This is a genomic window from Terasakiella sp. (assembly GCF_048267425.1).
Lineage (GTDB): Bacteria > Pseudomonadota > Alphaproteobacteria > Rhodospirillales > Terasakiellaceae > Terasakiella.
This window is the reverse complement of sequence record NZ_JBLWXN010000003.1, coordinates 268,994-286,903: the sequence shown is the minus strand read 5'-3', so window position 1 is coordinate 286,903 and position 17,910 is coordinate 268,994. Positions and strand designations below refer to the sequence as shown.

General features: G+C 47.1%; 17 protein-coding genes. 12 read left to right on the top strand and 5 right to left on the bottom strand.

The window, feature by feature from the left end; translation table 11 throughout:
• The first annotated feature begins 329 nt into the window (after positions 1 to 329).
• The 5 genes from ACN0VA_RS07535 to ACN0VA_RS07515 all read left to right on the top strand — a co-directional run bounded on the left by ACN0VA_RS07535 (position 330) and on the right by ACN0VA_RS07515 (position 5,845).
• Positions 330 to 590 carry a DUF4212 domain-containing protein gene (locus tag ACN0VA_RS07535; protein ID WP_188662781.1) on the top strand — a complete coding sequence of 87 codons (261 nt, stop codon included), beginning with the start codon at positions 330 to 332 and terminating at the stop codon, positions 588 to 590.
• Positions 591 to 613: 23 nt separating this feature from the next.
• Positions 614 to 2,389 (top strand): sodium:solute symporter family protein, encoded by a 1,776-nt coding sequence (locus ACN0VA_RS07530; RefSeq protein WP_417820556.1) that lies wholly within the window; start codon positions 614 to 616, stop codon positions 2,387 to 2,389.
• 214 nt (positions 2,390 to 2,603) lie between these two features.
• Positions 2,604 to 4,457, top strand: a complete 1,854-nt coding sequence (locus tag ACN0VA_RS07525; RefSeq protein ID WP_417820555.1) for a DUF294 nucleotidyltransferase-like domain-containing protein — start codon at positions 2,604 to 2,606, stop codon at positions 4,455 to 4,457.
• A gap of 77 nt (positions 4,458 to 4,534) precedes the next feature.
• Positions 4,535 to 5,233, top strand: a complete 699-nt coding sequence (locus tag ACN0VA_RS07520; protein ID WP_417820554.1) for an exonuclease domain-containing protein — start codon at positions 4,535 to 4,537, stop codon at positions 5,231 to 5,233.
• A 96-nt stretch (positions 5,234 to 5,329) separates the two neighbouring features.
• The gene (locus ACN0VA_RS07515) at positions 5,330 to 5,845 is read left to right on the top strand and encodes a hypothetical protein (protein WP_188662789.1); all 516 of its coding nucleotides are present in this window, start codon (positions 5,330 to 5,332) and stop codon (positions 5,843 to 5,845) included.
• Between the two features lie 13 nt (positions 5,846 to 5,858).
• Here the strand turns inward: ACN0VA_RS07515 and ACN0VA_RS07510 are convergent, their stop codons facing one another.
• Both ACN0VA_RS07510 and dusA read right to left on the bottom strand, forming a co-directional pair.
• The gene (locus ACN0VA_RS07510; protein ID WP_417820553.1) at positions 5,859 to 6,269 is read right to left on the bottom strand and encodes a bacteriohemerythrin; all 411 of its coding nucleotides are present in this window, start codon (positions 6,267 to 6,269) and stop codon (positions 5,859 to 5,861) included.
• A 70-nt stretch (positions 6,270 to 6,339) separates the two neighbouring features.
• On the bottom strand, positions 6,340 to 7,344 hold the full coding sequence (gene dusA / locus ACN0VA_RS07505; RefSeq protein WP_417820606.1) for a tRNA dihydrouridine(20/20a) synthase DusA: 1,005 nt from the start codon (positions 7,342 to 7,344) through the stop codon (positions 6,340 to 6,342).
• A gap of 253 nt (positions 7,345 to 7,597) precedes the next feature.
• On the opposite strand from dusA, the gene ACN0VA_RS07500 reads away from it, so the two are divergent.
• The gene (locus tag ACN0VA_RS07500) at positions 7,598 to 8,161 is read left to right on the top strand and encodes a hypothetical protein (RefSeq protein ID WP_417820552.1); all 564 of its coding nucleotides are present in this window, start codon (positions 7,598 to 7,600) and stop codon (positions 8,159 to 8,161) included.
• Positions 8,162 to 8,295: 134 nt separating this feature from the next.
• Here ACN0VA_RS07500 and ACN0VA_RS07495 read toward each other — a convergent pair whose 3' ends face one another.
• Entirely contained in the window at positions 8,296 to 9,240 is a 945-nt protein-coding gene (locus tag ACN0VA_RS07495) for a glutaminase (RefSeq protein ID WP_417820551.1), read from the bottom strand.
• Between the two features lie 418 nt (positions 9,241 to 9,658).
• On the opposite strand from ACN0VA_RS07495, the gene ACN0VA_RS07490 reads away from it, so the two are divergent.
• The 4 genes from ACN0VA_RS07490 to ACN0VA_RS07475 all read left to right on the top strand — a co-directional run bounded on the left by ACN0VA_RS07490 (position 9,659) and on the right by ACN0VA_RS07475 (position 14,176).
• Entirely contained in the window at positions 9,659 to 10,198 is a 540-nt protein-coding gene (locus ACN0VA_RS07490; RefSeq protein WP_417820550.1) for a DUF2975 domain-containing protein, read from the top strand.
• A gap of 55 nt (positions 10,199 to 10,253) precedes the next feature.
• Positions 10,254 to 10,448, top strand: a complete 195-nt coding sequence (locus ACN0VA_RS07485; RefSeq protein WP_417820605.1) for a helix-turn-helix domain-containing protein — start codon at positions 10,254 to 10,256, stop codon at positions 10,446 to 10,448.
• Positions 10,426 to 11,274, top strand: coding sequence for a MipA/OmpV family protein (locus ACN0VA_RS07480; RefSeq protein WP_417820549.1), 849 nt, complete (start codon positions 10,426 to 10,428; stop codon positions 11,272 to 11,274). The genes ACN0VA_RS07485 and ACN0VA_RS07480 overlap by 23 nt, the downstream gene beginning before the upstream one ends.
• Positions 11,275 to 11,440: 166 nt before the next feature.
• Positions 11,441 to 14,176: a cation-transporting P-type ATPase gene (locus ACN0VA_RS07475; RefSeq protein ID WP_417820548.1), complete on the top strand. Its 2,736-nt coding sequence runs from the start codon at positions 11,441 to 11,443 to the stop codon at positions 14,174 to 14,176.
• Positions 14,177 to 14,195: 19 nt separating this feature from the next.
• On the opposite strand, the gene ACN0VA_RS07470 is transcribed toward ACN0VA_RS07475, so the two are convergent.
• On the bottom strand, positions 14,196 to 14,402 hold the full coding sequence (locus tag ACN0VA_RS07470; RefSeq protein WP_188662801.1) for a dodecin: 207 nt from the start codon (positions 14,400 to 14,402) through the stop codon (positions 14,196 to 14,198).
• A gap of 536 nt (positions 14,403 to 14,938) precedes the next feature.
• Here ACN0VA_RS07470 and ACN0VA_RS07465 point away from each other — a divergent pair.
• Positions 14,939 to 15,466 carry a PAS domain-containing protein gene (locus ACN0VA_RS07465; RefSeq protein ID WP_417820547.1) on the top strand — a complete coding sequence of 176 codons (528 nt, stop codon included), beginning with the start codon at positions 14,939 to 14,941 and terminating at the stop codon, positions 15,464 to 15,466.
• A complete protein-coding gene (locus tag ACN0VA_RS07460; protein ID WP_417820546.1) occupies positions 15,444 to 16,745 on the top strand; it encodes a methyl-accepting chemotaxis protein in 1,302 nt (433 codons plus the stop codon). Before ACN0VA_RS07465 ends, ACN0VA_RS07460 begins: the two co-directional genes overlap by 23 nt.
• A 78-nt stretch (positions 16,746 to 16,823) precedes the next feature.
• Here ACN0VA_RS07460 and ACN0VA_RS07455 read toward each other — a convergent pair whose 3' ends face one another.
• A complete protein-coding gene (locus ACN0VA_RS07455) occupies positions 16,824 to 17,654 on the bottom strand; it encodes a universal stress protein (protein ID WP_417820545.1) in 831 nt (276 codons plus the stop codon).
• Between the last annotated feature and the right edge of the window lie 256 nt (positions 17,655 to 17,910).

The following is a 17,910-nucleotide window of genomic DNA, read 5'->3' as shown; positions in this document are numbered from 1 at the left end:
TAGTCGGTAATACCAGAAACGTGAGAGTTCCTCTGCTTTTTAATTGACTTTGATCAATCTCGGCGGAAACTATAGAGTTTGTGGAAATTTCTAAAATTAGAATACTTCTTCGCATCTGCAAAAAGTTGTTTCATTACCGTACAATATTTTAAGATTTCTCAATTTTTTTTGCATTGATGACTGGACCGGAGGTGTTTTTCTAAGGTACAAAATTGCGGGTTACGGCGCTTACTTTGTAACAAAGTTGTCGTAAAATAATTTTTTGTAACAATAAACCGCTGCTTTCCATGTGGCGGACACTCTCGATCTGTAGGGGAGGCTTTTTTTAAATGAGTACACATGATGGACAAGGTTATTGGGCGGCTAATATTCGTCTCGTGACTTGGCTGCTTGTTGTTTGGGCAATCTGCTCTTATGGCTTTGGTATTCTCCTGCGTGATGCGCTGGATGCTATGGTACCGTTTGGTGGTGTTGGACTGGGTTTCTGGTTTGCACAACAAGGGTCAATTTTCGTCTTCTTGGCTTTGATTGCGATCTACGCCAAGAAAATGGCTCAAATTGACGCTGATTTCGGCGTACGCGAAGACTAATAATCGTCTGGGGAATGACTTAAATGGATCTTACAACTCTTACGTATATCTTTGTGGGCGGCTCTTTTGCGCTCTACTTTGGTATCGCAATTTGGGCCAAGGCTGGCACAACGGGTGAATTTTATGCTGCGGGTCGCGGTGTACACCCGGTGGCCAACGGTATGGCCACGGCGGCAGACTGGATGTCTGCGGCTTCCTTTATTTCCATGGCGGGTTTGATCTCGTTCATGGGTTATGATGCGTCCATCTTCCTGATGGGCTGGACAGGCGGTTATGTGCTTTTGGCCCTGTTGCTGGCACCGTACCTGCGTAAATTCGGCAAATATACGGTGCCGGAATTCGTGGGCGACCGTTTCTATTCTACCTCTGCCCGTGTAACGGCGGTTGTTTGCTTGATCGTGGCATCTGTTACGTACGTTATCGGTCAGGTTAAAGGTATTGGTGTTGCGTTCTCTCGCTTCCTGGAAGTGGATTTCGTAACTGGCCTGTGGATCGGTATGGCAATCGTTGCGGTTTACGCTATTCTCGGCGGTATGAAGGGTGTGACATACACTCAGATCGCTCAGTACTGCGTTTTGATTTCCGCTTACACTGTACCGGCTGTGTTTATTTCTTTAAACCTGACGGGCTCTCCGCTGCCGCAAGTCGGTCTGTTCTCCGGTACGGAAGACGGCACACCGATGTTGACGAAGCTGAACCAGGTTATTACTGATTTGGGCTTTGCGGAATATACCGCGCAGAAGGGTGGAACGATGAATATCATCTTCTACACGTTCTCCCTGATGATCGGTACAGCGGGTCTGCCGCACGTTATCATTCGTTTCTTCACGGTACCGAAAGTCCGTGATGCGCGTGCGTCTGCTGGTTGGGCATTGGTCTTCATTGCGTTGCTTTACACAACAGCTCCGGCGGTTGGTGCTATGGCTCGCTTGAACCTGATGAACGCTATTCAAACTGGTGAAGTTGGATCGCCCGACGGTAACTTGGTCTATGCTGAACGTCCGGATTGGTTTAAAAACTGGGAAGCCACTGGCTTGCTGAAGTTTGAAGACAAAAACGGCGACGGCAAAATCCAGTACTACAATGAGAAAAACAAGGAATTTGCTGCGAAAGCCGAAGCTTGGGGCTGGAAAGGCAACGAAATGGTTAAGGTTGACCGCGACATCATGGTTCTGGCGAACCCGGAAGTTGCGCAACTCCCGAACTGGGTCATTGCCCTTGTTGCTGCCGGTGGTTTGGCTGCGGCCCTGTCCACAGCGGCTGGTTTGTTGTTGGCAATTTCTTCTGCCGTTTCTCACGACTTGCTGAAGTCTACCTTCATGCCTGAAATTTCTGAAAAACAAGAACTGTTGGCTGCGCGTATTGCGATGGCTGCTGCGATCTTGCTGGCCGGTTATCTGGGTATGAATCCTCCGGGCTTTGCGGCACAAACCGTGGCACTTGCCTTCGGTCTGGCGGCATCTTCTATCTTCCCGGTTCTGATGATGGGTATCTTCTCCAAGAAGATGAACAACAAAGGCGCTATTGCCGGTATGACAACGGGTATCGTTTCCACCTTGGTATATATCTTTACATTCAAAGGTTGGTTCTTTATTCCGGGGACAAACATGCTGGCGAACACGCCTGCGAACCACCTGTTCGGGATTTCTCCGGAAGCCTTCGGTACAGTTGGTGCAATCCTGAACTTTGCGGTTGCGTTCATCGTAATGAACATGACTGAGCCGGTTCCGGAAGAAATCGAGCACATGGTTGAAGACATTCGTATCCCGAAAGGTGCGGGTGCTGCTCAAGACCACTAAGATTTTATTTTAGTTGTCTGAATAGACCACAATTTAAGACGGGCTCTGCTGTTGGCAGGGCCCGTTTTTTATTTTTATTCTCCATATTCATAAAATGCATATCCGATCCGATAGGGTATCGCTTGACGAATGGTGGGAAAGAATTCAATCTACAACAAACTCATACCAGACCGTATGAAATTTGGTATTATTTCCATGTTGTAGGGGGCACTATATGGACATTGAACTTATTGAGATCCGGGATTTTTTAAAACAACATCATCCTTTTGATCTGTTGCCGCAAGAGGCGTTGGAAAAACTGCCGAAAAGCATTGAGGTTCGTTATGCCCGACGGGGAACTGTTTTGTTCGAACCGGGTGAAGAGAATAAATTCTTGTGGGTTGTGCGCACAGGCGCCGTTGAAACATTAGACCCGGAAGGCAATCTGCTTGCGCGTTTGTCGGAAGGGGAATGTTTTGGTGTACGCGCGATTTTGCGCGGTGGCATTGCGGTAAACCGCTGTGAAGCGATTGAGGACAGCCTGCTGTATTTGATGCCGGTAACGGAATTTGACCGCTTGCGTGAAGCCTATCCGCAATTCGCATTCTTTTTCTCCCCGATGGGGGGGGATCGTTTGCGTTCTGCACGTGAATTGGCGGAAACAGGTGGTGAAAACGGCATGGGGTTGATGTCGGCAAAGGTCCGCGACATGTTGAAACGCGCCCCGGTGACAACATCTGCCGATGTGACCATCCAACAGGCCGCCCAGCAAATGTCCAAAGAGGGGGTTTCCTGCCTTCTGGTAACGGATGGCGGGAAATTGATCGGGATCGTTACGGACAAGGATTTACGCAACCGGGTGGTCGCCAAGGGCATTGCCTACGATCACCCCTTGTCTGAAATTATGACAACCGATCCTATTTTCATTCAGGCTGATGATTATCTTTTTGATGCCTTGCTGACGATGTCGCGGAGCAATATTCGCCATTTGCCAATTATTGATAATGGTGAGGTTGCGGGCGTTGTCACCACGACAAATATTATTCAAAAACAAACGACGTCGATGGTTTATCTGGTGGGCGATATTTATAAACGCAACAGTATCGCCGGCTTGCGCGAGGTTGTGAAACAGGTCCCGGCAATGGTGATGAATTTGGTGGATACCGGGGCGAGTGCCCATAATATCGGCCATGTGGTCTCAACCGTTACCGATGCAATCGCCACACGCTTGTTGCAACTGGCAGAAGAGAAATTCGGCGAACCACCTATACCTTATTCATGGATTGTTGTCGGTTCCGAAGCACGCCATGAACAGACCGCGTTGTCCGATCAGGATAACGGACTGGTCTTGCATGACAGCTACGACGAAACCCTGCATGGGGAGTATTTCCGCAATCTTTCGAAATTCGTCAGTGATGGCTTAAATGATTGTGGGTACATCTATTGTCCGGGGGACGTGATGGCGACCAATGATAAATGGCGCCAACCTTTATCGCAGTGGAAAAAATATTTCGCCAAGTGGATCGATACACCGGAACCCGAAGCCCTGATGCTGTCGAGTGTCTTTTTCGATATGCGCAGTATTTATGGGGATGAAAGCCTCTATACGAACTTGCGTGAATTCGTTCTGAAAAAAGCCACCGGCAATCGTATTTTCCTGTCTTTCATGGCGGGCAACGCTTTGACACACCAACCGCCGCTTGGCTTTTTCAAGAATTTTGTCCTTATTCGCGGGGGGGAAAATGATCACACATTCGATCTCAAACACAATGGGGTTGTGCCGATTATTGATCTTGCACGGACCTATGCGTTGGATGCGGGATTGAGCGAGGTAAATACCGAAGATCGCTTGAAAGCGGCTGTTGAAAAGAAAATCATTAGTCAAGCGGGTGCAAATGATTTGTTGGATGCGCTGGAATTCATTAGTATTACGCGTTTGCGCCACCAAGCTAGACAAATCCGCAATTCGCAAAAAGCGGATAACTTTATGCCACCGGATGATATGTCGCATTTTGAACGCAACCATCTAAAGGATGCTTTCAATGTGGTGAAAACCATGCAGTCGGCTTTAGCTTCTGCCTATACCTAGAACATTTTAATTTAATGCAAATGCGTCGGTGCAGGTTGAGATAACCTGCTCGGGATTTGCTCTAAGAGACGACTGTTATGTGGAAAAGAATATTCGGCCCGGACCTGCGTCGTGAATGGTATCTACTCAAGATGCCGGAAGGGCCGATGAAACAATTTTATCGAAAACCGATCCCCTGGCCGGAGACTGATTACCGGGAACTGGAATATCTGTGCATTGATCTGGAACTGACCGGATTAAACCCGCATACCGATGAAATCCTCAGTATTGGTTTTGCGCCTATTGTCGATCAAAATGTTGTGTTATCTGAATCTGCACATTATTTGGTTCGCCCGTCAGGAGATTTACCAGAAAATTCGGTTGTTGTGCATGGCCTGACGGATGACCGTCTGGCCGAGGCCGAGCCACTGGAAAATGTTTTACCGCATGTATTGATGGCTTTATCCGGGCGGGTTTTGCTGGCCCATCATGCACCGATTGAACTGGGTTTTCTGAATATTGCGTGTGAACGGCTCTATGGATATCCGCTTTTGACACGGGCGGTGGATACGCTTGAGCTTGAAAAACGCAACCGCTTACAACGCAACCAGCCGATTGATGGCGGTGTTCTCAGGCTGGCGAAGGCGCGCGAAACGTATAATTTGCCACGTTACAGGGCACATAACGCTTTGGTGGACGCGGTTGCCTCCGGTGAATTGTTCCTTGCCCAAGCCGCGCATAAGGCGGCGAAGGGTGAAAAATTGATGCTACGTGAACTTATGTTCAAAAATCGTTGAAAAAGTAGCGAATTTGATAGGAAAAGCTTGAGTTTTTTCTACTTTCTGCGCATTTTCTCAGACCTAGTTTTTTAAGAACGAGAAAAGATTTTTCCTATGTGGGATATTATTATTGCGCTTTGTTTGGTTGCGGTTGTTTGTGGGCCTGTTTGGGCGATTTCGCGTTATTTACGTGTTGATCTGCCCAAGTTTGTTTTACCGATGCTGGCCGGGATTTCCTTACTCACTTTCAACGCTTACATGCGCTACACATGGGGGGATCGCACGGCGGCGGCCTTTCCGCCCGAAGTTGTTGTGTTAAAAGAATATCGTTTCTCTTCCATCTTTGAACCGTGGACCTATCTGGTGCCGCGCGTTTCACATTTTATTGCAGCCGATACCACGCAAACACGCACCAACGAAGAACATCCTGAAATCATCATGGGGGCAACCGTTATGATGCAGGAACATCAGGAAACATTGAATATGACGGTGCTGGTAAATTGCGAGAAAGATATCGTTGCGGTATTGCCGACCAAGCAAATTGCACAAGGCCAAAATCCACTTGAACTCGCACAGTGGTCCGGGAAAAATGAATTCCCTTATATCGCGGATTTTTATTGCAAGAAGTAATCGTCTTTAAGGGTTACAAAGTGCCCTGCTTGATGTAATCACGGATTTTTAAGTCTTTTTCGACCATATGTTTGACGATCAGGGCGCGCAGGAAATTGACGGACGGTGAGAGCTCAGCACCGTCTTTCCCGTCTTGCAAATCCGTGAGGATCAAATCAGCATCTTGGCGCAGAATTTCGTGATGTTCTTTGTGGGCGCTATATTCCGGGAAGCCGATATTTTTCATAATCTGTTCTTCATAAGCAAAATGTTTAAGTGTTTCGCTTATGATGTGTGTGTACTGTTCAACGAGAACAGTTTGCGATGAACCTGTTTCCATCGCGTCAATAAACTCGTTGAACAACTGGAAAAGCGCAGCGTGTTGTTCATCGAGGCTGAGAATCTCGGTACTGAGTTTCTCATTCCAGTCGATCTTCTTGGGCACGAGTAGTTCTTTCTAAAATTTTTGGCACATATTGCCTGCATTTTAGAATCATTTCAAGTGGAAAGCCGGCTTATTCAATCAACCGGGCGGCTTGGCGAATGACATCGCCGTTGGCGTGGGGGTGGAACATATGTTCACTCAGGTAACGTCGCCATGCTTTGGCCCCGCGTTCCCCTTGGAACAGGCCAAACAGATGCTTCGCCATATGCCGGACATAGACGTCATTTGCAACTTTGTCATCGACATAAGGCAGAAAGGCGGCAAGGGCCTCTTCACGGGTGATCACAGGGCGCGTGTCGCCATAAATCAACTGGTCGGCATTTGCCATGATGTAGGGCGTTTCATAAGCCGCCCGTCCGATCATCACACCATCAACTTTGTCCAGATGGCTGGCGGCTTCTTCAACCGTTTGAATGCCACCGTTGAGGATAATCTCAAGATGTGGGAAATCTTTTTTGACCATATGCACGATATCGTGGCGCAGGGGTGGGATCTCCCGGTTTTGTTTGGGGCTTAAGCCTTTCAGCCATGCCTTGCGCGCATGAATGATAAAGGTTTCGCACCCGGTTTGCGCCACCCGCTCAATAAAGGTACAGAGCAATTCATAACTATCCAGATCATCAATCCCGATCCGATGTTTGATGGTGACGGGAATATCACTGGCATCCTGCATCGCCTTGATGCAATCAGCCACCAAATCAGGTTCCGCCATCAAACAGGCGCCAAATCGCCCGGCACTGACCCGATCACTGGGGCAGCCAACGTTCAAATTAAACTCGTCATAACCCCATTCTTGTGCGATTTTACAACATTGCGCCAACTGCGCCGGATCACTACCGCCCAGTTGCAGGGCAATGGGGTGCTCAATATCGCTGTAATCCAAAAACCGCCCGGGTCCGTCCTTGCTGAAAATAATCGCCGGTGCGACAACCATTTCGGTATAGAGCAACGTTTGCTTGGTCAACCCCCGCATAAAGACCCGCTGATGACGATCCGTCCATTCCATCATCGGTGCCACGGACAGCCTGCGGTCTACCTTCCCCTGTTTTCTGGGTGTATTGCTAGACTTTGGCATTTGGTTGGACACGGTGCAGGCTTTCAACAATGGCAGAAAATATTGGCTTAAAAGATACGTGAGGCTGTAAAAAAGATTGGATGGTGACGTATTATTTTGCCTGTATTTAGTCTAAAATCCTCTAAATTAAAACTGAAAACTGCGTTTGCAAATAAAGATTGTTGTAATTTATATCTTTTCTATTTTTGAATGTTTACGTTATTGTGTGATATATAAGCTCTAAGTAAAACGTAAACTATATAAGGGTCTTTATATGTGGAATATTTTAGATTGGCTTATAGCCAATCCAGCTACGGTTTCAGCGCTAGTATCGGCTGCTGCTACTGCTGTGATTTCTGTTTTGACAATAAAGCTTGCCAATGAAAATACAAAGATGCGTAAAGCCTCAACGGAACCACATGTTGTTGCTTACCTTTCACCGGATCAATCTGGGAATGGCGCTATTAATTTTATCATTGCAAACGTTGGTCAAGGGCCAGCATTTGATGTCAATTTCATTTTTAAGAATGATATTGATAATTTTAAAGCAAACGGGGTGGCTGTTGGAAATCATACAGGAAGAACCCCACTAAATACTTTGCCTCAAGGGGAAAAGTACATAAATTTCTTTGCCATTATTCAGGTTCTTGCAAGCGAACCTTATCTTAAACCGTTCGAAATCCAGTTAACTTATAAAGGGATTAATGAAAAAATAATTAACAAGAAAACGACGATCGACGTTAAGCAATTTTTAGGAACGAATGTGCCACGGCGTTTAGGTGTGCATGATATTGCAGAGAGTTTACAAAAAATTCAGAAACATATGTGCTCTAAGTAAGCCTATGACAATACGCGAAGGCTTGAGTATATATGTGATTTTTATAAGGACGTCTATCTCATCACAGGCGATGCTTCGGCGGTGTTCTGTTTATTTTAATACAAAACCATAACGACTTCGCACGAAAAAAACATTCAGGCCGGGCCGCCGAAAACGGACCAGTTGTAGTGGGTGGAGAGGTCTTCCAGGGCTTGGGTACCGAGCAGGGAGTTTCCGCATGAATCAAGGCCCGGGGACCAGACGGCGATAGAGGCCTGATTGGGCACGATGGCGAGGATGCCGCCGCCGACACCGCTTTTACCGGGAATGCCGACACGATAGGCGAATTCACCCGACCCATCGTAATGGCCGCAGGTCATCATTAAGGAATTGATGGAACGCACCCTTTGTTTGTCGATCATATGATGTTTATCAGTACCGCCACTGAGAAAACGCCCGGCGCGGGCCAGTTGTTCACAACTCATTTCAATGGCGCATTGGTGAAAGTACGTGCCCAATGTGCAATCGCAATCATTTTCAATATTCCCCATAGATTTCATAAAATGGGCGAGGGAGTAATTGCGGTGTCCGGTCTGGTTTTCAGATTTCGCCACGGCTTCGTTAATATAGATATCGTCATCTGAGGCCGCCGCGCGTACAAACATCAGGATTTCCGCCAAGGCTTCTTTTGGGGTGCTGCCGCTCAGGATACTGTCGGTGGTAACAATGGCCCCGGCGTTAATGAAGGGATTGCGCGGAATGCCGTGTTCTGTTTCCAGTTGAATGATGGAATTGAACGGATTGCCCGATGGTTCCTTGCGCACACGTTGCCACAGCTTATCGCCCAACCGCCCCAAGGCAATGGCAAGGGTAAAGACCTTGGAGATGCTTTGAATGGAAAATTTGGTGGTGGAATTCCCCGTGCTGAATTGCCGTCCGTCATTAAAACAAATGCTGAGGGCAAATTGATTGGGGTCCACGCGGGCCAATTCGGGAATATAGTCGGCAACCGAGCCTTTTTGTGGCGTTTTTTGCAGGCGCGTACCCAGTTTATCCAAAAAAAGCTGTAAATCCTGCGGGTGTTTGTCTGTAACGAACATGACGTGCGTCACCTATCCTCTATTTTAAATGTGAAGGAAAAAGGCATGGCATGTTCACGAAGGGATGTCCACCATATTTGAGTTATTGGTACTACCTATTTGTTTGTGGCTTTTAAGGGAACAGGTGTAAAATCAATTTTTATGCCTTATTTGACTGTAATAAAACTTTAAACAATAAAAATATATCGAAAAACGATAAAAAAATATTGACTATCAAAAGGCGTGCTGATACCTATCCTCATATTGGTCCCAGTTGGAGGTAAGAGGATGTCGGTTCGAAAATCAGTTTTTCATGTGGCGCTTTTTGCTGTCCTTCTTTTGGTGCTGCAAGGTGCGTACACATATTATTTCAAAGTAAAATTAATGGACTGGATCTGGCAGTTGTAGCCGGGGCAAGGGTATAGGTGGTTTGCGTGTAATGAATGAAGTGAAATTAACAAGGCTGGTCCTGATTTTAAGATGGTTAATTATCTCCGTTATGATCTTGCAGATCGTTGAGGGTGTAAGTCTGTTTTTGACCGACCAGGATGTTTATCTCAAATTTGATGGCGAGATATGGAAGCGAAGTATTTCTGCCTTTGAAAATATGGATCAGATATTTATTGGCCTGATTGTATTCATTCCGATTTTTGTTTTGCTCTGGGGATTATTTCAGTTGATCAAGATGTGCAATCTTTTTGATCAAGGGGTGATTTTTGCGCACGAGACAATAATCTGTTTTAAACGGTTCTCTGTCAGCTTAATTGTTTTATCCGGTGTCGAAACGCTTGGAAATCCAGCCCTTTTAATCTATTTTTGGGTGCGCGGTATCTATGATAAGTTCCCCGACATCGGGATTATGCTGATCCTGGATACGCTGGAAATATCGCTTTTGGCATTCGGTGTGCTGTGCTTTTTGATCACGCGAATTATGGAAATTTCGCTGGAGCAGAAAGAAGAATTGGAATTGACCATTTAAAGAATGGGTTTGGGCAAGGAACACTCAATTGGGGATTGTTGTAAATCTGGATGTCATGTTGGCAAAACGAAAAATGAAGCTGGGTGAACTGTCTGAAATTGTAGGGGTAACCAATGCGAACCTGTCTGTTTTGAAAACAGGAAAGGCGAAAGCCATCAGGTTCAGTACGTTGGAAGCAATTTGCCAAGCTTTAGATTGCCAACCGGGCGATATATTGGAATTTGTAAATGATGATGAAGAAGACGTATAAGTCGATTGTTCTTCCCGCGAGTCTTTTTTTCCTTTCAATGAACGGCATAAACACGGCTTTTGCAGGGGAATATTCTGCAACAGCTGGCCTTGGTGTTGCTTATTCAGCGGAATATGAAGGTTCAAATGATGGGGAATTGCGCGTTGTTCCCATTGCCAGTGTCGGTTGGGAGATGGACAAAATCAAACTCAAAAACGAAAAGGCGATAGAAGTAGGTCTTTTAAGTGCGGAACTTAGCCTGTTTGACGGACTTGATGTGGGGCTGGTACGACTATATCGCCCCGAAGGTATGTATCGGGTGAATGCCGGTGTTGTTTATTCAGGTGGTCGTGATGAAGATGACAATGAGGCCCTGCGCGGTCTTGGCGATGTCAATGGTCATGTCCTTGGGAAAATTGCGTTTACCTTTGCCCAAGAGGGCGTGGGGTGGAATGCGGGCGCTGTGATTTCCCAAGATGTCAGTGATGAAACTGAAGCGACTATGTTGGACCTTGCTGTGGGTTATACTTTTGGTCTTTCAGAGACGGTTTCATTGTCAACGCAAGCCTCAGCCAATTTTGCAGATGATGATTATATGCAAAGTTATTTTGGTATTAGTCAGCAACAAGCAACACGTTCCGGCTATGCCCGCTATGATGCGGAAGGTGGCTTGAAGTCTGTTGGCGTACAAGTGGGCTTAAACTGGGGAATTACGGAAGAGATCGGGTTTGGGGTATCTGCCAATTATACAAAGCTGACGGGGGATGCCGCAGATAGTGTTCTGGTAAAGACCAAAGGGGACGAAAATCAATTTTCCGGTTTTATGGGCATTACTTATAGCTTTTAAACCAGTTTAGAATAAGTTCTGACCCTAAAAAGCAAAAGGCTCTGACGGCGGTGTCGTCAGAGCCTTTTTCATTTACTTTTTTTGATTACAATTTTATGCTGCAAAGCAGCAATCGGAATGCAGAGACAATGCCTGATTGATGAGGGCATATTGATCGGATGGAAAGATGATGGAAAAGCCGCACACAGATCAGAACCAAAAATCGTGGCATGCGTTATCTGCCGAAAAGTTGTTGGAAAGTCTTGATGTTTCAACGGGTGGGCTGTCGCATGACGAAGCGACAAAACGGCTCGTGAAATATGGACCTAACCGCCTACCGGAAACTGCCCGACGCAGTGGGTTTATGCGGTTTTTGCTGCAATTTCATAATATTCTGATTTATGTGCTGATTGGTTCTGCTGTGATTACGGCTGTGTTCGAACACTGGATTGATATGGGTGTCATCCTGGCGGTGGTTGTCGCCAACGCCGTTATCGGTTTCATTCAGGAAGGCAAAGCGGAAAAGGCGATGGATGCAATCCGCTATATGCTGGCGCCTCGTGCCAATGTGCTGCGTGAAGGCGAAAGGTATAGTATTGAAGGGGATACGCTTGTTCCCGGTGATGTTGTCTTACTTGAAGCGGGGGACAAAGTGCCCGCTGATCTCCGACTTTTGAGCGCACATGGCTTGTCGGTACAGGAGGCAATTCTGACCGGTGAGTCCGTACCTGTCGATAAACAGACAAATCCGGTTCGCGGGGATGTTGCCCTGGGGGATCGTTCTTGTATGGCCTTTTCCGGTACTTTGGTAACCGCTGGTCAGGGGCGTGGGGTTGTTGTCGGCACCGGTAGTCTGACCGAGATCGGGCGCATCAGTGGCCTGCTTTCAGAAGTTGAGACGCTGACCACGCCGCTGGTTGCACAGATGGGGGTCTTTGCCAAATGGTTGACCCTTTTGATTTTACTGATTGCTGCGTTGTTGCTGGTCTACGGATCTTTTGTCGGTCACTATGAATTTACAGAGATGTTTATGGCGGTGGTCGGGTTGGCTGTCGCGGCGATTCCCGAAGGTTTGCCTGCTGTTCTGACTATTACACTGGCGATTGGTGTGCAGGCAATGGCGCGCCGCAACGCCATTGTGCGGCGTTTGCCCGCAATTGAAACATTGGGGGCGGTATCTGTGATCTGCACAGACAAAACCGGGACACTTACACGTAACGAGATGATGGTGGCTTCCGTCCTCACCGGCAAGCATCTGTTTGCGTTGGAAGGTGATGGGTATGCGCCCAAAGGGTTGCTTAGGCTGGAAGAAACACAGGTTGCACCGTCTGAACATGCTGTGTTGGAGGAACTCGCACGGGCCGCAGCACTCTGTAACGATGCGTTCCTGCGCGAACATGATGGCGTATGGACCGTGGAAGGCGACCCAATGGAAGGTGCGCTGCTTGCTTTCGCTGGGAAAATGGATGTCGATGCCCGCAAAACGCAGGCCGTGTGGACACGCACCGATGCCATTCCGTTTGATGCCAAGCACCGCTTTATGGCGACATTGAATCATAACCATGAACATCATGCCTTCATATTTGTGAAAGGCGCGCCGGAACAGATCCTCGCCATGTGTCAAGATCAACGCAGCATGACCGGTGGGTTAGAACCGCTGGATATGGATTATTGGCATGGAAAAGCCGAAGCCATTGCCGCCTTGGGACAACGTGTTCTGACCTTTGCCGTGAAAGCGGTGCCGTCAGAACATACGGTGCTGGAACATAAGGATGTGGACGGGACGCTCACCCTGCTTGGCATGACGGGAATGATTGATCCGCCCCGTACGGAGGCTATCGCCGCTGTCAAAGAGTGTCATAGTGCAGGGATTCGGGTAAAAATGATTACCGGTGACCATGCGAAAACAGCGGCCGCGATTGGTCAAAAAATCGGACTTAAAAATTCGGAAAAAGTTCTGACAGGTAATGATCTCGATGATATGGATGAGGCTGTGTTGCGTCAGGCTGTTCTGGATTGTGACATCTTTGCCCGCACCAGCCCGGAACATAAACTGCGCCTAGTTATGGCATTGCAATCGCATGGGATGACCGTGGCGATGACCGGGGACGGTGTGAATGATGCACCTGCCCTGAAGCGTGCCGATGCGGGGATCGCTATGGGGATGAAGGGGAGCGAGGCGGCAAAGGAAGCGTCGGAACTGGTGCTGGCCGACGATAATTTTGTTTCTATTGCGGCCGCCGTGCGTGAAGGTCGCACCGTTTACGACAATATTAAGAAGGTTATCAGCTGGACGCTTCCCACCAATGCGGGCGAAGCGATGACGATTATTGTGGCGTTACTGGCCGGAATGACGTTGCCGATTACACCTGTTCAAATTCTCTGGGTCAATCTCATTACCGCCATCACATTGGGGATTGCGCTTGCGTTTGAACCGACAGAAGAAAGCACCATGCGCCCCCCGCCGCGCCGCCGCGATGAACCGTTGCTCACCAGTGGGCTTGTTTGGCACATTATATTGGTCTCAACGCTGTTTCTTTGCGGTGTATTCGGCATGTATCATTATGCCGTTGAACGGGGATATTCGGTCGAACTTGCCCGTACCATTGCCCTTAACACGCTGGTTGTGATGGAAATATTCCACCTGTTCTTTATCCGCAATATCTACGGTACCTCGCTTACATGGAAGGCGGTGCGTGGAACGAAGATCGTCTGGGCGGTGGTTCTTGTTGTCGTCGTGGCGCAGTTCGCCGTTACCTATTTACCGCTTTTACAGGCGGTATTTTCTACAGAACCTATCCCGTTTTTGGATGGAATGCTGATTGTTGGTGTTGGCGTCGCGCTGTTTGCAATCGTGGAAACCGAAAAACAAATTCGCCTTCGGATATCACCGAACGTGACGAATGATTACACCGGGGTTTAGAGCGTTCCAGGTTTGCACATTATTCCAGTCTAAAACCAACCTTAAGGACAACCTGATAATGACCGACTTTACCATCGGTAATATGTCCACGGGTTTCCTTGACTTCGAACCAGTCCATATTCTTGATGCTTTTGGAGGCTTTGGCCAGTGCGGTGTCGATGGCGTCTTCGATACTGTCTTTTGAGGAACCAACAATTTCGACTTTTTTGTAGACATGATCGCTCATTTTACATTCCCTGTTTCTGAATTTCGAAATTACTCATCTACATCATATAAGTTTTTTAATAATTTTTTACAGGGGAAAATTTATTGATATGTATGATTCGCAAGTGGAGCATAACTTGTAATTGATTTAATTTTTTGTTTTTCATTAAAGAGTAAGAATTTAGGATTTGTTGAGACATAAAGTCTCATTTGAAGTGTGATTTTTTTATTTTATTCACTTGATTTAAGTCTGTCAGATAAAGCTGCCATAAATATATAACAAAAATATGTGCGCAAAAAATTTTAAATATTAATGATCACAAAAACAGTCACATACAATTGTCTTTAAAATTATTCTTAAACTACATCCAACTTGAGGAAATAGTGGTAAGACATCTCTTTGGTGCATTGCAAAAGTCATTGTAACTTATCCATTATTTTAAATTGATTAGAGTTAATGTAATTTACAACAAACAACTGGAATAAGGGATTGTTAAAGAATATAACCTACCCTGTAAGTATATTATATTTTTGTATAGGTCTTGAACGGAGTATCTGATGGGCGGTCTATCCGAAGCTTTAACAGGTGTCGAGCGCACCTTTAAGGAAGACGAAATTATCGTGAGCAAAACGGATATGAAAGGTCGGATTGTATATACCAACCAGACATTTCTAACGGTTGCTGATTACACGGAAAAAGAAATGTTAGGGCAGCCTCATAGCGTGATCCGTCATCCGGATATGCCCCGATGTGTCTTTAAGCTTTTGTGGGATACGATTTCACAAGGAAAAGAACTTTTTGCCTATGTGATGAACCGAACCAAACATGGTGATCATTACTGGGTTCTTGCCCATGTGACACCAACGTTTGAAGAAGATGGAAAAACGCTCAGGGGATATCATTCCAGTCGGCGTGTGCCCGATCGTGATGCCTTGGAAAAAATTAAGCCTCTCTATGCAGAATTGCTACGCGAAGAACAACGTCATCCCAATAAAAAAGACGGCATGAACGCCGCTTATCAATTATTGATCGGAAAACTTGCAGATGCAGGAATGGAATACGATGAATTTATTCTCTCGCTCTAAGGCGGAAAGATATTCGCTGATCGCGTTGACAATGACGCTTGTTGCCACGGTTTATTTGTTTGTCACACAAGGTGTTTCTGTGGGCCTTGTTGGATTGGGGATCGTGTTTTTTCAATCCTTGTCTTTATATCGGACGGTTCAGGCGAACAATCTGGTGGAAAGAATTCGTCATGTGGCGCGTGAAGCCGCTTGCGGGCGCATGGATGCACGTATTTTGAATATTGAGGGAAATGGCAATATTCATAAATTGATGCATGATATCAACCATTTGCTGGATCAGACTGAAGCTTTCGCCAAAGAAGCTGGTGCGGCGCTGGAATATGCCGCAAAGGGTCGCTATTTCCGCAAAATTATTTTACGCGGCATGAATGGTGATTTCATTACCCATGCGGGCATTGTGAATAATGGTTTAAATGCGATGGGGCAGAAAACACGCGATTTTGTTGAGGGGGCCAGCACGATCGGGTCCAACATCAAGGGGGTCGTCAGCGGTGTGTCGTCTGCGGCACAGGAACTGGATGCATCCTCGCAATCGCTTGCCCATTTGGCGGAACAAACCAGTGCCTTGTCTGAAACGGTGCGCGCAGCAGCCAATAGTGCCTTTGGCAATGTGGAAAGTGTGGCTGCAGCCACGGAAGAATTTAACGCCTCCATTCACGAAATTCATACACAGGTCACGCGGTCTGCCCAAATGGCATCGGCCGCCGTACAATCCGCCGCGCAAGCCAGCGATGTCATTGAAACATTGCATGAAGCAACGGGTCGCATTAATGAGGTGGTGAGCTTGATTAATGATATTGCCGAACAGACCAATATGCTGGCCTTGAACGCAACCATTGAGGCGGCAAGGGCAGGGGAGGCCGGTAAAGGCTTTGCAGTTGTTGCCGGCGAAGTCAAAAATCTTTCCAACCAAACATCACGGGCCACACAGGAAATTACCGGACAGGTTCAGGCCATGAAAAAGGCAACGGATTCTGCTGTGGAAGCCATTCAAGCCATTAGTCAGTCTATTGAGGATATCGACGCAACAGCAGGTGATATTGCGGCGACCGTAGAACAACAAAGTGCAGTGGTTAAAGAAATCAGCGCCAATTCGCAATATGCGGTTTCCGAGGTAAGTACCGTTGCCTCAACCATTGGCGAAGTGGCAGACGGGGCATCGGAGTCCAATTCTGCTGTTACGCAAATTCGGGCCGCAGCCAGTGAGCTGGCGCAACAATCACAGTTGCTTTCAGATGATGTCGGTGGTTTTGTCGACAGGGTGGTTGCCACAAACTAGGCCGGATAAGAAAGGCTACAAAAAATCCCCTGCACGATAGGATCGGCAGGGGATTTTTCTTTGCGAAAAACGCTGTGCCTAATGGGTCATAAAGACCGGTACGGTCATATGTTTCAGCATATGGCGCGTCACGCCGCCAAGGACAACTTCACGCCATCTGCGGTGGCCATAACCACCCATGACGATCAGGTCGATCCCGCTGTCGGCGGCATAGGAAAGCAGTGCATCACCGGCAGACAGATTGCTGGAAGCCAGATGTTCGGCCTCGGCATTGATGTCATGGCGGGCAAGGTGCAGGGAAATATCGGCACCCGGAATATCACCGTGATGAGAATTTTTCGGATCAACGGCAAGGACATCGACCTTATCGGCTTTTTCCATCAAGCTAATCGCATCGTTGACGGCCCGTGTTGCCAAACGACTACCATCCCAAGCAACCATAATATGTTTGCCAACCGTTTCAAAGGAACCGGAATGAGGGATAATCAAGACCGGACGACCGGAGCGCAAGAGAATTTGATCGGGCATTTCACTGGCACCCGGATCTTCAAGCGTTTTGGAATCTTTTTGGCCTAAAACGGTGAGGTCGGCGTAACGGGCATGTAACATGACCTGTTCAACCATATCGCCTTCCACGCAGCGCCATTCGGTTGGAACGTTATTGCCGTCTGTTATGGACGCGAACATGGTTTGAATTTCTTTGGCAGCATTTTCAGAAGCCGCAACCTGCGCTTTGATAACCTCTTTGCTCAGTTGTGCTTCGATAAAGCCGGGGATCATTGGCTTTGTCATAACGTAAAGTGCCGTCAAATGGGCATTGTGAAGCTGTGCAAGCTTAAGGGCTGCCTTGATGCGTTCTTTACAGCTGGGTGAATGATCGACATGCACGAGGATATCTTTGAGGGACATGAGTGTCGTCCTTATTTTTTGTTTTAACAGAGAAGCGTGCGAACCTTTTTTTAAGGGTGGGACGCATTTTTTTATTGGTAATACCTTTATAGTCCCCAATTGTACAAATGCTATGATTTACATCAAGACTTTATTGTAGAATTTGAAAATGAGCATGAAAAAAACAAAAGATGGACACATTGAGGTCACAATCATTGGTTAGGACATTACAGCAGATACAAGGGGTGCCGGGTGCTATCCCCCCGGGTGGAGAAGA

Excerpts from the sequence above, each read along its gene's own strand:
- ACN0VA_RS07535 (WP_188662781.1), top strand. The coding sequence starts at position 330 with ATGAGTACACATGATGGACAAGGTTATTGGGCGGCTAATATTCGTCTC.
- ACN0VA_RS07530 (WP_417820556.1), top strand. The coding sequence starts at position 614 with ATGGATCTTACAACTCTTACGTATATCTTTGTGGGCGGCTCTTTTGCG.
- ACN0VA_RS07525 (WP_417820555.1), top strand. The coding sequence starts at position 2,604 with ATGGACATTGAACTTATTGAGATCCGGGATTTTTTAAAACAACATCAT.
- ACN0VA_RS07520 (WP_417820554.1), top strand. The coding sequence starts at position 4,535 with ATGTGGAAAAGAATATTCGGCCCGGACCTGCGTCGTGAATGGTATCTA.
- ACN0VA_RS07515 (WP_188662789.1), top strand. The coding sequence starts at position 5,330 with ATGTGGGATATTATTATTGCGCTTTGTTTGGTTGCGGTTGTTTGTGGG.
- dusA (WP_417820606.1), bottom strand. The coding sequence starts at position 7,344 with ATGCCAAAGTCTAGCAATACACCCAGAAAACAGGGGAAGGTAGACCGC.
- ACN0VA_RS07500 (WP_417820552.1), top strand. The coding sequence starts at position 7,598 with ATGTGGAATATTTTAGATTGGCTTATAGCCAATCCAGCTACGGTTTCA.
- ACN0VA_RS07495 (WP_417820551.1), bottom strand. The coding sequence starts at position 9,240 with ATGTTCGTTACAGACAAACACCCGCAGGATTTACAGCTTTTTTTGGAT.
- ACN0VA_RS07490 (WP_417820550.1), top strand. The coding sequence starts at position 9,659 with ATGAATGAAGTGAAATTAACAAGGCTGGTCCTGATTTTAAGATGGTTA.
- ACN0VA_RS07485 (WP_417820605.1), top strand. The coding sequence starts at position 10,254 with ATGTTGGCAAAACGAAAAATGAAGCTGGGTGAACTGTCTGAAATTGTA.
- ACN0VA_RS07480 (WP_417820549.1), top strand. The coding sequence starts at position 10,426 with ATGATGATGAAGAAGACGTATAAGTCGATTGTTCTTCCCGCGAGTCTT.
- ACN0VA_RS07475 (WP_417820548.1), top strand. The coding sequence starts at position 11,441 with ATGATGGAAAAGCCGCACACAGATCAGAACCAAAAATCGTGGCATGCG.
- ACN0VA_RS07470 (WP_188662801.1), bottom strand. The coding sequence starts at position 14,402 with ATGAGCGATCATGTCTACAAAAAAGTCGAAATTGTTGGTTCCTCAAAA.
- ACN0VA_RS07465 (WP_417820547.1), top strand. The coding sequence starts at position 14,939 with ATGGGCGGTCTATCCGAAGCTTTAACAGGTGTCGAGCGCACCTTTAAG.
- ACN0VA_RS07460 (WP_417820546.1), top strand. The coding sequence starts at position 15,444 with ATGAATTTATTCTCTCGCTCTAAGGCGGAAAGATATTCGCTGATCGCG.
- ACN0VA_RS07455 (WP_417820545.1), bottom strand. The coding sequence starts at position 17,654 with ATGTCCCTCAAAGATATCCTCGTGCATGTCGATCATTCACCCAGCTGT.